The following is a 14096-nucleotide window of genomic DNA, read 5'->3' on the forward strand; positions in this document are numbered from 1 at the left end:
TAAAGCTGCGAAGGTATATAAGGGTATGCGAAGGGTACCCTTCGCAATATCGTTCCGGGAAAGAAAAGGTGATCAGGCGATGTAGGTGATGTCGTAGGTGGCGGTGCGCCGGACGGAATGATTGGGCCGGTTGACCGTAATATCGAACCCGACCTGCCGGATGGTGTCCAGGTCGTTCGAGAACCGTTGGGCGAATTGTTGAACGGAGTTCATGTGGAAGGACAGGCCAAAATCCTTGGCCAGCCTTTTGATGGCGATGAAGAGGTCGCGAGCCAGGGCATCCTTGATGGTTTCCTCGTCCAGAAAATCCAGTTGATATCGTTCAAGGAAGGCGGCTTTGTTGGTCTTTGCCACATTGAGCGCGGTACTTTCCCGGTCGGCCTCCAACGCGTGGCGGTAAGCCTTGAAGAGCGCTGCCAGGACCGTGGCGATAGGATTTGATTCCCGGGCTGTTTCCATGCTGATTCTGTTGAGCGAAGCGATCCGGTCGAGAAACTGCCGGGGCATGGTTTCAAGCGCCTGGTCGATCTCTTCCTGGGGTTCACCGGCCAGCATCATCAAGTACATCAGGCTGAGATAGTCGTTGCAGCGGCGTTTGCCGTGATTACCCAGAGTCTTGTGAAGAAGGCGCATGACCTTCTCCTGTCCCCCGGCGTTGATCATGGCCAGAACCTGTTGCGTTCGCTTCATCAGCGCCGAGATGATCAGATCCCGGTGTTCGCGAATGGCTGCCAGAACCTTTGCCTCCAGAAAACAGTCACTGGCCTGCTCGTCCAGGTCGAAGCGGATGATAAAGGATCGAGAGAGTATCTCCGCCAATTCGCCTCCGAGTGGTTCGATACCGGTGGTGTTCAGCAAACACTTGGTGCGCTCGATGACAGTCTCGGTGTCGGTGCCGCTTTTGCGCTTTTCCTTGGCGATCCCGGTGATGCTGGTGAGGATGAAGGTTGTCAGGTCCTCGGTCATCTGTTTGACTTCAATGTTGTCGAGGACGATGAGCGGATTCTGCGAACCGTCGGTGTAATTGGCCGCGTCGGTGCTCTTCTTCTGCTGGGGCTCGCCATAAAGCAGCGCCGATATCAATTTGCTGGCCGTGGTCTTGCCCGAGCCGGCCGGACCTTCGAAGCGTGTCATCGGTCGTGTCCCAGCGAAGTCGATCAGCAAAAAACAGGACAGCCAGGAAAGGATCAGGTAACGGTCGCCCGGTGGACAGGTCATATTGCCGAGGATGAGTTCGCTCAGCAATTGGTCGGCCGCGTCCGGGTCGGCATCAGGCAGAAATCGGATGGGCTCCAGCTTGCGGGAGCTGTCCAGGATCACTCCGTCGGCGTTTCCGCCGTTCTTGAGTATCTCGATACCGCCCGGTGTGATCTTGGCTATCTCATGGTTGGGATTGTTGAGGTTGAAATACACCGTACAGTCGCCCACGTTGGTGTGCAGCCACGAAAAGTGGTCCCGAACCGGGCCTCGCTCGACGGCGAGGTTCGCCAGCACCTCGTAGAAGGTCCGGCCGCCGCCGGTGGTCTGAACAAGCCCCGTATGTTTGTAGATGACCGAGGAGTAGAGCCTCTTGCGCCCCCGGTCCGAGGTGTCCATCCAGAATATGGCGTCCTCGAAAAACATGAACGGCTCGCCCTGTGGCGTGCGAAAGAAACGGGCTCCATTGGCGGTGAACCAGTCGTAAGCGGCCTCGGCCACGCGGGGATAATCCGGCGATCCGGATTCCTCCTCCGTTTCAAACATGATCTGCTCTATCCGGGCCCGGCAGGAGCCGGCTGGCGCGCATGGTGTTCGTTTTTCCCGTTTCTTTTCCTGCTTGGTCTGAGCGCGTTTTTCCTTTTGTAGCATGCGAACTTGGTCGCGCAGAACGGCGAGGGAGAGATTGGATTTCCCGAAATGCTCCTGGATGAGTTTTAAATGCCGGTTCTGCTCCAGAGGAACAAGCTGCGCCACTTCGCGTAACACCGGCTCCAGTGACCGATTTCTTTCCTCCTCGGACACGTCGGCGGGCAGGCTTGAAATCCCGAACTCCAGCGGCATCTTTGCCTCGGCGATAAGTCCCTCGAAATCCGTTGCGGTGTGCCCGGCGGCGAAATAATCGTTGACATCGATCTTGGCCGCGGCCAGAAGTTCTTTAGCTTCCTTGATCTCTTTTTCCGGGCGTCCGGCAAGACGCTTGGTGAGATCTCGCGGACCCACCGCGGTATCCAGACCGAAACGCTCTTTGAGCTCTTTTCGTGCGTTTTCCCGATGCTCATCAAGGGGTAAGACCACCAGCCTGGTTTGGATCTTGTACCCGGCGAGAACGGACGCGGTTTTAAGCGCACCGTGCAATCCGGCCTGGGAAATCTCGTTGTCTTGGCAGATGTAGACGGTCTTGACGGTGCGCAGGCGCGGAAGCAGCCGTTCCCAGTCGGCGGCCCGGATACGGACCGTGACCGGCGACACCGCTGCGAACCCATGCTCCATGAGTGAAATGCAATCGGTGACACCCTCGGTGATGATCAGCCGCTCAGGATTGGCGAGAAGACAATCCTCGTTGAAGAGATAGCCGTTGTTGATACAGGGGGCGATGTGCTTGTTCGAGCTGTCGTTATGGACCGGGAGCTTCTTGTATTTGCCATGTTCCCAGTTCCGATCCGGAGTCCACGGCGTTTTGCGGCCGATCATGAAGACCACGCGACCGCGGCTCCAATAAGGGAATACGATCCGTTTTTCAAAGAATGGAAAAAGGCCGTCCTGTCCAGTCGGGCGGAACGCGCCCGTCGCGGATAGCTCCCGCAAGCTGAAGCCGTGATCCTTGTTGGTCAGGGTGGCGATGACACCTTCACGGTTTTCCGTATCTCCATTGTTGTCCGCATAGCCGATCAGCAGGCTCTCGATGGTCTCATCCGTGATCCCGTACTGAGAATGGAGCCATTGAAAAACCTCGGGGTTTTCCTTGAGCCGATGGTGATAGAACGAAGCGAGGTGGGTCAGTGCGGATTGAACACGCAGCTCCAGACTCCGCGCCGCTTCAGCTTCCGCCATTTGCTCCGGAGACAACCCATAGCTGGATAACGAGGGAAGACCCGCCTTGACGGCCAGGAAATCGCGGGCACCCTGGTGGCTTTCCGGCATGGGACCGGATTGACCCCGCGTTACCACGCCGTCATTGATGAACTCCACCAACTGCAATACATCGCCGCCCAAGCCACAGCCGAAACAGTACCATCCCTGCTTGTCCAGCATGACATGAAGCGACCGATGAGACTGGCTCTTGTGGTTCGGGCAATCGCACTGAAGAAGGTTGGCAGACTCCTGCACGACTCTGCCGCCCAAAAGTTCTCTCGCCACGAGGCCGATGTCGATCCCGGTGACGAGTCGATAATACTCCTTGACGTTATTCGATTGCTCCGATGCCATTCCGGCTCCGCTTCCACATGTTTTCATATCTGCAGCTCAACCGAAACAGCCGGATCGTTTGTGGTCCCAGCCTGGTCGGGTATAAGCAGCAGCGAAAGGAATGTCTTTCGTTCATCCTGCCGGCGCTTTCGGGCGCAATTCTGTATTCCCCACCGGTCTCCAATGACAACGGCCGTTTTCCTGGCTCGGGTGACGCCGGTATATAAAAGGTTGCGGTGATGCATAAACGAGTGCGCCTTATGAACCACAACAATGGCGCACGGAAATTCTGAGCCTTGGGCCTTGTGTATCGTGAGCGCGTAAGCCAACTGCAGGTCCTGCATATTCGGCGAGCCCGATTCGATATCTACCGGCACGCCATCGAATTCGATGGCCATTGAACCGTCGCGGTCTATACGGATCACATTGCCCATTGCGCCGTTCATCACGCCGAGGTCGTAATTGTTTCGGGTTTGGATCACCTTGTCGTGAAGCAGGAACTTTGGTCTTCGGCCCGGTTTCGGAACCGGTGCTTCAACGTCCCAGAGTTTCTTTTGGATCAACCTTTGAAGTTCTGTGTTGAGTGACTTGGTCCCGAGCGGGCCCTTGTGTGTCGGCGTCAGTACCTGGACGTCTTCTCGAAGGTCGTAGCGCAGCCGTTCATCCAGTACATTTTCGAACAGCTCGAGGAGGAAGCGTTGGGCGTCAGTCTGATCCGTAAACTGATCCACCACGTACCACGCCCGGCGACTGGAGTCTTCCGGCTCGCTGGTCTTGCGGATCTCCCCGCTCAAGACGGCAATACAGTTTTCCTTGAGTACCCCTGCTTGTCGCACAACCGTGTCCAGCAAAACCATCGGAACGGCTCGTGACTGAGTGAGATCCCGAAGCATATTCCCCGGTCCCACCGGGGGCAGCTGGTTATGGTCTCCCACGAGAACCACCGCTGTGCGCTCAAGATCGATGGTTCTGAACAAGTGCCAGGCCAGCGGAATGTCGACCATAGAGACTTCGTCGATGATGATGACATCGGCGTCGATTGGATCTTCGGGGCCACGCACGTATGTCTTGCCGTTGAATCCCAGCAGCCGGTGGATGGTGCTCGCGGAATGTCCGACGACCTGCTCAAGTCGCTTGGCTGCCTTCCCGGTCGGGGCTGATAGGACCACTCGAAGCTCGTGTTCCTCGAATATGTTGGTTACGGCTGAAACGGTGAATGTCTTGCCGCTACCGGCACCGCCGGAGATGACGGAAATGGAGTTTTTCAAAACGGTGTAAACGGCATCCCGCTGACCCTGGTTGAGTTGCGGTGCTACTCGTGAAATCAGTGATCGCAGGTCATCCCCATCGTCGAAGTGGGGATTTGCCTGTTTCCCGTTTGCGAGAGTCGCCGCCAGATCCTCTTCCATTCGGCGAATCTCGGGTTTTGCCACGAGGAACCGTCCCCCCCAGGAGGTACACGAGAGCGAGCCGTCCTCTATGAGTGCGTCCAGCGACTTTTCAATCCGTTCACGGCTGTCGAGGACATCCATGACAAGCAACGTATTCGCCCGGTCAACCAATTCCTCGTACTCGACCCAGCAGTCACCGTCATTGAGGGACTCTTCAACACAATGAAGCAACCCTGCCCGGATGCGAGTGTCATGCTCCTTGGGCGTACCCATCTTGCGGGCGATCTTGTCGACCCGTTTGAATCCGAAGCCGCGCACCTCCCGAACAATGAGGTAAGGATCGGCCTTGAGCATGCCGAGAACGTTGTTGCCGAGCTTCTTGACCAGGCTTGTCACCTGGTGGTGGGTCAGACCGAAAGCGGCCAGCCAGGTGATCGCTTTATTGACCTCCCTGGTTTTTTGCCATTCATCACGCAATCTTTCGACCGCAGCCAGCGGGAGTTTCGCAGCCTCGGCCACGGATTCCGATCGTTCAAGGAGCGCCTGGTCGAAATCATGTCCGAAGCGCTCGGCGATAAGTCGTGCCTTGACCGGCCCGATGCCTTTGATCTCTGGATGATTGGCCAGGTAGTGGGCGAGTCCGTCCGTGTCCAGCTCGAGGTCGTATTCCATGGCTTCGACATCGAATTGGCGACCGTACTTGGGATGGATGATCCAGTGGCCGCGGAGGACAACCGGCTCGTGCTCACGCACAAACAGTCGGCCCGCGAATTGGATCTCTTCGCCGGAGGAGGTTGCCAGCCTGCCAGCGGAAAACCGCGGCCCGGCGTAGAATACTGCTTCGACGCGACCGCGTATGGTTACTTGATCTCTGGTTGTTTTTCTTCGCATCGTCTCGATACCTTCCGGTGAAATCGCAATAGGAATTCCTCCACAAATCGGCAGGCGACCTGCCGGTCGGAGCAAAAGAAGACCGGGATTTGGAAGTCGACGACGATGGAAATAACGGTTCCAAGGACCGCGTTTGGATGGGCTCCTGATCGGTAACGTCCGGTCAGGACATCACGCAGGTCGGATTCGACCACGACGCACGCGGCTTCGTACTCTTCGAGACGCTGAAGCTCCCTGTAAAACCGCTTTCTTTGGCGGATGACGGTGGAGACGAAATCCTCGAGGGTTTTTCGCTCCACCGCCACAGAGTCTTCGAATCCTTCAATCGAGTAGTCGCCGGCTGGAAGTGCTCGGCGGACCACTTCGCAGCTGGCACCGAAGGCGTAGGGCTCCTGTTCCCGCGTATCGACGACGACGGTAATCCGGTCCACGTTAAAACGGGGTCAGGGCGTCTTTGGCGGCTGTGTCGTACTCGTCGCCGCCGTCTTCGAGCACAATGCGCTTGTTGAGATAGACGTTTTCGTTTTCACCCCGCGTACGCTTGGTTACTTCGAGCTTGATGTTGATCAGTTTCTCGAGGTTGGCCGGAAGGTCCGAGATCTTCTCAAGGCTCAGGCCGCAGGTGTGCAGGTCGGTCTTGAGCCACTTGATATTTTCGCGGGAGACCATGACGTTGTTCCGCCAGAGCAGACGTCCCCGGAACCGGGGCGCAATGATGCGCAGGGTCCACTTGAGCATGGGATTGCCCGAGGTCTTTGCGCGCGTCAGTTCCGCCCGCTCGACGTTCACCTGGTACTTGCCGTCGGGAATCGGCTCAAACTCATGATCTTCAACTTCCGCTTCGGCGAAATCATCGTCGAACTGTGCGAGATCGATGTCGTCCTGGCCGTAGCCTTGGTCATGGTTTTCGTAGTTATCGTTTTGCATGTTTCTATCCTCCAATCAGGGTTTTATTTTCCGGCGGAGGCAGGCACCTTGCTCTGCTTGTCCCCGGAGCCGACTTGAGATCGCGAGGCACTCGCCTTGGACGCGGTCGCCGGCATGTTGAACACTTCAATGAACTTGCTGAAATCGAGATCGATGGTCTCGGGCAGACGTCCGGTACGGTCACCGGCCTCATAGTTGGGACTCGGTTTGGTCCGCATCACACGGCGGTACGTGGGATTTCCGTCGTCGTCCTTGGTTATCTCGAGGTCGCAGAAGAGAATGAGGTCGACCATGCCGAGCACGATCTTCCGGGCCTTGTCGGGAAGAGTCGGAACAATGCGCGTGTGTTTGCCTGTTCGGGTCTCGATCTCTTTTTCCACCGAATGCGAAACAAGAAAAAGGCCGTATGACATGAAGGCCATCTTGGTCAAAACGCGGTGGAACTCGTTGTTGATCAGGGCCCAGCCTTTGCCGTAGCCGAGATCGGATTCGTGCTCGATCTTGAATTTCTTGCAGATGTACTCGCTGCACATCCGGTAGGCGTTGTCGACCGTGTCGATAATGATGGTCTTAAACGGGTGTTTGCCTTCGGCGATATCTCCGCAGGCGGTAAGCAAATCATCCCAGCTGCTTATCGGTACCTGATAGACATCCAGGGCGTTGAGTCCGGGTTCGGTCGCCAGGAACAGCGCGCCGTCGGACTGCGAGCACCAGGTTGATTTGCCGATCTTGCTGCGGCCGTAGATGAGTACCGTGAGGTCGGCCAGGTCTTGTTTGGGTTGGGTTTTCTTCGTTGGTAGCATATTTATCTCCTTTTCATTGGTCCTCAGAATGCCGGGGACTCTTCGATTGATTCCCCGTCCCGCAGCTCTTCATGCGGAGGGACTTGTTGGTACAGGTTCTCAATGACGTTGGGACTGCCGTCGGAACGGCATAGCGGGAAGTAGGCGCAAGGCCGGTGGTAGTGGAAACAAAAGCCGGTGTTGCGGTAAAAAACGCCGCGTCTCCGCGCGTCCAGGAAAGCCTGGGTCAGTTCCCAGAGATCCTCCTGCAACGACCTGAACTGATCGCGGGAGATGTAAAGGGTTTCCCGGTGGAACATTCCGAGGTCCGCGTACTTGACGCGCAATCGTTCCTGGAATGTTTCGTCCGATTCAGGCAGTTTCCGTTTGGCCGAACTCTTGCCGGTCTTTGACTTGGCGATAAGAATCCGGCGGCGTTCCTCAAACTCCGCCTCTGTCTCGCCGCGGCCTTGCTGAAGCCGGGCTTTGACCAGGATGTTGTAAAGAATGCCCGCGATACGGAACCCTTGGGTCTGCTCGATATACCAGGCGTAAAGAATGATCTGGAAATCGGTCCACAGCCGCTCCAGATAATCAGCATCGATCTGTGAGGCGGTCTTGTGTTCCAGTAGAAAGAACTCGTCGCCGATCCGGACAACGCCGTCAACTTTCCCAGCCAGGACGAAGCTTCTGGATGAAGCACGCGTGGCGGGGTTGACGATTTTTCCTTTGAAGGTCTTCTCCAGCGCGACGACCTCGAACTCCTCGGTCTGGTAGCGCGCGGCGTAGCCCTTCATCATGGCCGTGGCCAGGTGCCAATCTCGTTGTTCCCGGTCTTCCTGGGCCCGGTTGGGGCACGCGCGGTCGATGAAATCCAGCACCTGTTTCAGGTCCCGATCACGGTGCCAAATCTCCAGGCATTCATGGATCAAGGAACCGAAATTAAGGTTGTGATTTCGCTCCAGCGGAACGAGTTCACGCTGGTAACGCCAGTCGCAGGCCTTCCGGCAGTTGCGGAAGAGGCTCCACATCGAGTAAGTGGTCAGCATTGGAGTATTCATCACGCGGCCCCCGTTGCCTGAAGGCCGGTGTCCTGTTCATTGCCATGGCCCAGACGCTCGACCTTGAAAGCCTCCTCGCCGAACTCGCGAGTAAGAAACCCCGTGAAGATCCGGGCGATGTGACGGCCCACCTCGGTACCGGCGTCGACGACACAAGACCTCTTTTTTTCTTGCAGGCAGAATGATGCGTCCAGCCGAACCAGGGAGCGCCCGTGCAGGCTTTCCGTCGCAAGGACAGCGAGGAGCAAAGACTCCTCCACGTCTCTGAGCGGAACGTCCGCGGTAAAGTTGTATCTGTAAATTTCTCTGTTCATGAGTTTGCCTCCGTTCCCTTCGGTTAACTGTTTTTGAAGGGGCGCGCCCGGGTCCGATGTTTCGATAGCTGTTTCGCTTTCTCCAAACATCCGACCCGCTCCTTACCTACCGGAACCGGTCCAAGAGCGTCGGGCGATCACAGGTAATCCTTCAGCCCCGCGTCCTCGAACAGCGTCCGCAGTTTCTTGATGGACTCGTAGATGGTTCCCCGCGGAATACCTGTGTCGCGGGAGATATCTGTGACACTCTCGACCTGGAGGCGCTTGCACAGCTTGCGTAGTTCAGGCGGCAGTTTTTCGACGGCGCTGCGGACGTCGATGGACAGCCCCCGTAAATCGGATATGGGGCGGGAGAGTTTGCCGGTGCGTTGCAGGTAGTCGTCCTGGTTGATGGTGTCTATCCGCTCGACGGAACCGCCTTCTTCGTTTTCAAAGCGGTCGTTCAATGAAAAGGAGCAAAGTCGGTAATCCCGCATCCCGGCTTTTTGCGCCTCGATGATCGTGGCGACCTTGTGCTCGACCACCCGGGCGATGAACGTGTTGCGCTGGGCACGTTCGGGTTTGAACTTCGGTAAGCGGCGGAGCAGATCGAACACCATCTCCTGCTCCAGGTCCTGGCGGTCCGATTCGGTGAACCCAACCCGTCCAACCAGTTGTCTTGCCTTGTACCTGATGATCCGGACGGCATAGTCGTCTATGCCCTGATAGCGATTTTCGTAACCCATTTGAGCCTCCTCGGGGCCGAGGAGGAGCTCGTGTGGGTGCCGACATTCGCCGGGAGAGACGCGTTACCTGTGCCTTGCGGAGGTGTTGCGAGTTCGCCGGTTCTGGCGACACCCACAACGACCTCCGCTCTGCGGCCGGTCTGTTGTCTGGTGACCTTGTTTTGTGGTTCCGGGCCCTATGCCCGAACCGTTTCTTTCACACTCATGCGGAAGGGAAGTCCGTGCTTGATATCCAGACTCAGCACCGTTCCGTTCCCCAGGCGGTCGAGCTGTGCGAAAAGCTGGGTAGCCTGGGATTTCAAGGCGAAGTCTTCGACCGATACCTCTTGTCTCGGGCCATTTTCTCCGCCGAACTTGATCTCACGAACCACTTGCGGAGGCGGATCGAAACCCGGTTCACCGTCACGCACGGTCAGCTCTTCGATCCGCCCGAAATTGATTCTCTGCATCAGCTCCAGCAGGCGTCTCCGCCCTGGAGACAGCGATGCCTTTGTTGCCACTTTGGTCATGCCGAACCTCCTTTCGCGCCTCGCGGCGCATAAAAAAGCCCCTGGGAGGTAGGTCCGGCGAAGGGGTCCTCCCAGGGGCACTCACCCGGTCTCCCGAGCGATGTTTTACGGGGTGAAGGTTTCGCCGAACCTGTCACCCTTCTTTGGCGAAATTTCGTTGGGACTCTCGATGGAGGCAGACTGAAGAATGGGAAGGCTGGCTAATTACTCAGGAAAACAGGGGGATAAGGGAATTAGAGGAGGGAAATTTTTCTTAATTTTTTTTACCGCCCCCGGTGAAATTTCGTTGGCTTCGGTGATTTCACCGGAAACGGGCACAAAAAAAGCCGCCCGCTAAGGTCGGCCCATGTGTCGGTTTAATATGTGGTTTATGGTCAGGCTGAAGTGAAACCGAACATGGCCCGTTGCTCATCCCAGTCCGTGGGGAAGGTTTTGGTCAGTTTGGCCAACGACAGACCGGTCGGCTCCTCACCGTTCAGGATTGCCTCGACGATGTCGGGGGCGAGCGTGGACAGCTTCAAGATGCGGGCGACATAGGAGTTATCCACATCCAGGTTCATCGCGAGATCACTGATGGACTTGACCTCGCCGCTCTCAAGGATATCCGCCCAGGAGGACGCTCGGGCCAGTGCCTGCACGATGGCGGTCTGCACCATTTCTGGGCTGTCAGGAACATCGCCGTCAAGGGCTTTGGGAGCGATGATGACCTTCCGTCCGCGCATCCGGCGGATCAACATCGGAATGTGGATATGCAGATTGCCGGTCTCGGTAACAGTGATGGTCGGTTGTATGTTCATTTGCCGTTCCTCCGTTCCTTGACTTCACACGCCAGTCCGGTCAGCTCGGTGATGAGGCTCGTCAAGCCGTTGGTTTTCAATTCCATATCGATGCCGGTTTCCCTGATTTTCACGCTCTCTACCAGCATTTTCACAAGCCGATTACGCTCCAGGGGAAACAGGTCTTCCCAGAAGGTCTCGATGCTCTCAAAGGCTTCCGACACATCCCGCTCCGTTACCTGGCCGCTCTCAAACACCCGCAATCCGGCTGACACGTTTGTCAGATGCCGGGTCAGGGTTACCGCTCGCCGGTTGATCGTGGCCAGTTTTTCCTCCCGGTCGGGTTCGTTCTCGTCGGGCGACATTAATTCAAGGGCCTGTTTACGAACCAGCGTAAGGTCTTCTTCAAGCTGCTCTTTCTGTTTCGTCAGCCTGTCCCGTTCGGCTTCTTCCATCTCCTTGGCCGCGAAGTAGGTTTTGGCCACCAGCGTCGGGGTTCGGAATACAGCGCCCAGTTGTTCGAGCACAGCCTTCTCGATATCCCCTGCGGGTACCCGTTTCAACGGGCAGCGACTGACAGCCCGCTTGGCGTCCTTTTCACAGATGTAGTAGGTGTAGCGCCGTTCGCCTTTTTGAGTGTAGGTCGGCCCCATCGAGCAGTCACAATGACCACAACGAATCACTCCCTGCAGCGGGGAGATCATCTTGCTTCGGGCTTTGGTTTGCTTGGCCCTGGTATTCTCAGAGAGAATCGACTGGACCTTGTCCCACAGTTCCTTCTCGATAATGGCCTGGTGCTCTCCGGGATAGCTATTCCCTTTGTGGACCACTTCGCCGTTGTAGATCCGGTTACCAAGCAAACGGTAGATATGGCCGGTATTCCATTCGGCCCCTTTCCGTTCTTTTCCTTTCTTCGTGGTCCATGATTTGGTTTTGTATCCCTGTTCATTGAGCTCTTGGGCCAGCATTCTGGCCGATGCCAGCTGTGTGAATCGCCGGAAGATGTGCTGAACCAGGGGTGCTTCGTCCGGGTTGGTCAGCAGCTTCTTGTTTTCCCGATCCACGTCGTATCCGAGTATGGCCGGGCCGCCGCAGTATTTGCCCCGCCGCTTCGCCGCCGCCACCTTATCCCTGATACGCTCGGCGATGACCTCACGCTCGTATTGCGCAAAGGTTATCAGAATGCCGAGAAACATCCGACCGGTCGGGTCGGTGGTGTTGAAGTGCTCGGTAACCGAGACGAAATTTATACCCTTCTCATTGAACAGATCTACCATTTTCATAAAGTCGAGCAACGAACGTGAAAGGCGGTCGATTTTGTAAACCACGATTACATCCACTTTCCCGTCGTCCACGTCATCGAGGAGCCGCTTTAGCGCCGGACGTTCCATGTTGCCGCCGGAGAATCCACCATCGTCATAGCGGTCCGGCAACCCCTGCCAACCCTGCATTCGTTGGCTTTCGATATACGATTCTGAAGCCTCCCGCTGGGCGTCCAGCGAGTTGAATTCCTGCTCCAGGCCTTCCTCATGACTTTTGCGGGTGTAGATGGCGCAGCGCAGCGGCTTCTTCCGGGTGGATGTTGTATTGACGTTATCAAGCATTCTTGCCACCTCTGTTCTTTTTGCCGTAGCTTTTTTTCAGGCCGAAAAAGACCTTGCCGTTCCAGCGGGTGCCGGTGATTTCCCGAGCCACCGCGCTGAGAGAACGAAAGACCCGGCCGTCGTATTCAAAGCCCTTTTCCCGGGCGGTGACCTCGTATCGACGGTCATTCCAGACCCGCACGAACCGTGTTCCCGGCAGGATGTTTTTATTGGATTTGCGCTCCTCGGACACCTTGCCCTCGACCGTGGCCACCGGATCGTCCTGAGAGATTTGCCTCAGACGTGTCTTGGCGGTTTTAGACAGGCCACCGTAAAAGAGCTCCTGGATGCGATAGGCCAGGCGCTTGATGAGGAACTGCTTCTTGTAGCGGGGCGGGTCGCTGCCATAGAGGTCGATCCATTTCTCACGAAGTTGCTCCAGCGTCAGAGTCTGGAGCGTTGCCAGTTGCCGCAGGACGGAATTCCGGGCCCTTTCATCATTTTTCCCGTTGCGGGCTGGTTCTTGTAAGTCATTCATATACAACTCCTTATCCAAGGTTTCGGACGCGTTTGTCATGAATGAATGCTCGATTTCCGCAACAAATCAAGTCCTTCTCCGGTTGTTCCGGAAGATTCTTCGATATCCTCCAAGTTATTACTGGAAAATGCTTTGCGGACCTTTGAGCGCAGTACGGCAACCGCCAGAATTGAGGCGATGACATCCAGCCGGTTGCCAGGCGAAAGTCTCTTCGGATCAGGCTGTACGCCTGCTTCGAAAGGTATGGGGCTGGTAGTTTCAAGGGATAGATCGGCATCCAACATCGGTTCCTCCGGCGAATGTGACCGGGTTGTCGGTGTGGATGCCGGGATACCGTCATGCGGTTGAGATGCGTGGTTGCCGGCACCCACAACCGCCTGAGCTCTGCTCCCGGTCAGCTGTCTGGTTTCTAACTGCTCGTCCGGGCGCGATGCCCGGCTCTGTCAGTGGTTACATACCGAGAGCGTTCCCCGACTGTCGGAAATCCGGCTTTATAAGACTTCTTGACCTGATAGGTATCAGGTTGTATATTGGATCTTTATGCGGCCCAGTGGGCCTTTTCCTCTTTCTGAAAAATGGAATGAGCCATGGGCAGAAGTAAGACAGAGAAAATTACACCGCTGCAGCGGGAAACCCTCGAAGAGATGTGCCGCTATATCGACGCGAAGGGATATCCGCCGACGGTGAAGGAACTGAGCGTGATCCTTGGTATCAGCCATTCAAGCGTGCATGAACGCATTAACCAGCTGGTTCGAAAGGGATATTTAAAGCGTGAAGGCCGTAAGGCGCGCGGCTTGACCGTGGTCAAGCGGCCAAAGGATATGGCTGCCGATCTGGTGGCGGTGGCCGTGGTCAGAACAGTCTCAGCGAATGAGCCCGTCCTGGCCAAGGAGAACATCATCGGCGAAGTTCTGGTCGACGCCGCCACTGTCAAATCCGGAGAATTTTTCGCGCTCCGCGCTTTGGATGACAGCATGACGGACGCGGGAATAAACGACGGCGACCTGATCATCGTAAGACGTCAGCAGTTGGCGGAAGATGGGGACATTGTTGTGGCGGTGCTGAATGGAGAAACCACCGTGAAACGGTTGAAGATGGAAGCCAAACGAATCGCGCTTGTGCCAGAGAATCGCAGGCTGGCCCCGGTCACGATCCGGCCGGAGGATGACCTACGGATACTGGGCAAGGTTGTGGGTAGGAAAAATAAATGAGAGC

At 56.5% G+C, this 14096-nt stretch carries 14 protein-coding genes; 1 reads left to right on the top strand and 13 read right to left on the bottom strand.

Annotation, left to right across the window (positions count from 1 at the left end):
• Positions 1–72: 72 nt before the first annotated feature.
• The 13 genes from DSCA_RS01420 to DSCA_RS01480 form a co-directional block, all read right to left on the bottom strand.
• Entirely contained in the window at positions 73–3405 is a 3333-nt protein-coding gene (locus DSCA_RS01420; RefSeq protein WP_155314747.1) for a CHC2 zinc finger domain-containing protein, read from the bottom strand.
• Between the two features lie 23 nt (positions 3406–3428).
• Positions 3429–5666, bottom strand: coding sequence for an SF1B family DNA helicase RecD2 (gene recD2 / locus DSCA_RS01425; RefSeq protein ID WP_155314748.1), 2238 nt, complete (start codon positions 5664–5666; stop codon positions 3429–3431).
• A complete protein-coding gene (locus tag DSCA_RS01430; RefSeq protein ID WP_155314749.1) occupies positions 5636–6097 on the bottom strand; it encodes an ERCC4 domain-containing protein in 462 nt (153 codons plus the stop codon). Before DSCA_RS01430 ends, recD2 begins: the two co-directional genes overlap by 31 nt.
• Position 6098: 1 nt before the next feature.
• The gene (locus tag DSCA_RS01435) at positions 6099–6593 is read right to left on the bottom strand and encodes a DUF669 domain-containing protein (protein WP_155314750.1); all 495 of its coding nucleotides are present in this window, start codon (positions 6591–6593) and stop codon (positions 6099–6101) included.
• Positions 6594–6616: 23 nt separating this feature from the next.
• The gene (locus tag DSCA_RS01440; protein WP_155314751.1) at positions 6617–7396 is read right to left on the bottom strand and encodes an ATP-binding protein; all 780 of its coding nucleotides are present in this window, start codon (positions 7394–7396) and stop codon (positions 6617–6619) included.
• A gap of 23 nt (positions 7397–7419) precedes the next feature.
• Positions 7420–8436 (bottom strand): PD-(D/E)XK nuclease family protein, encoded by a 1017-nt coding sequence (locus tag DSCA_RS01445; protein ID WP_155314752.1) that lies wholly within the window; start codon positions 8434–8436, stop codon positions 7420–7422.
• On the bottom strand, positions 8436–8750 hold the full coding sequence (locus tag DSCA_RS01450) for a hypothetical protein (protein WP_155314753.1): 315 nt from the start codon (positions 8748–8750) through the stop codon (positions 8436–8438). The genes DSCA_RS01445 and DSCA_RS01450 overlap by 1 nt, the downstream gene beginning before the upstream one ends.
• A gap of 137 nt (positions 8751–8887) precedes the next feature.
• Complete coding sequence (locus DSCA_RS01455) at positions 8888–9475, bottom strand: sigma-70 RNA polymerase sigma factor region 4 domain-containing protein (protein WP_155314754.1); 588 nt, start codon at positions 9473–9475, stop codon at positions 8888–8890.
• 176 nt (positions 9476–9651) lie between these two features.
• Entirely contained in the window at positions 9652–9984 is a 333-nt protein-coding gene (locus DSCA_RS01460) for a hypothetical protein (RefSeq protein ID WP_155314755.1), read from the bottom strand.
• Between the two features lie 374 nt (positions 9985–10358).
• The gene (locus tag DSCA_RS01465) at positions 10359–10781 is read right to left on the bottom strand and encodes a hypothetical protein (RefSeq protein WP_155314756.1); all 423 of its coding nucleotides are present in this window, start codon (positions 10779–10781) and stop codon (positions 10359–10361) included.
• Complete coding sequence (locus tag DSCA_RS01470; protein WP_155314757.1) at positions 10778–12364, bottom strand: recombinase family protein; 1587 nt, start codon at positions 12362–12364, stop codon at positions 10778–10780. The genes DSCA_RS01465 and DSCA_RS01470 overlap by 4 nt, the downstream gene beginning before the upstream one ends.
• Positions 12357–12881: a DUF2924 domain-containing protein gene (locus DSCA_RS01475; RefSeq protein ID WP_155314758.1), complete on the bottom strand. Its 525-nt coding sequence runs from the start codon at positions 12879–12881 to the stop codon at positions 12357–12359. The genes DSCA_RS01470 and DSCA_RS01475 overlap by 8 nt, the downstream gene beginning before the upstream one ends.
• Positions 12882–12916: 35 nt before the next feature.
• A complete protein-coding gene (locus DSCA_RS01480; RefSeq protein WP_155314759.1) occupies positions 12917–13165 on the bottom strand; it encodes a hypothetical protein in 249 nt (82 codons plus the stop codon).
• Between the two features lie 303 nt (positions 13166–13468).
• Here DSCA_RS01480 and lexA point away from each other — a divergent pair, with 303 nt between their 5' ends.
• Complete coding sequence (gene lexA, locus DSCA_RS01485; protein WP_155314760.1) at positions 13469–14092, top strand: transcriptional repressor LexA; 624 nt, start codon at positions 13469–13471, stop codon at positions 14090–14092.
• Positions 14093–14096: the final 4 nt, after the last annotated feature.

Origin of the sequence: Desulfosarcina alkanivorans, assembly GCF_009688945.1 — a bacterium.
In the GTDB taxonomy this organism is placed as follows: Bacteria; Desulfobacterota; Desulfobacteria; order Desulfobacterales; family Desulfosarcinaceae; genus Desulfosarcina; species Desulfosarcina alkanivorans.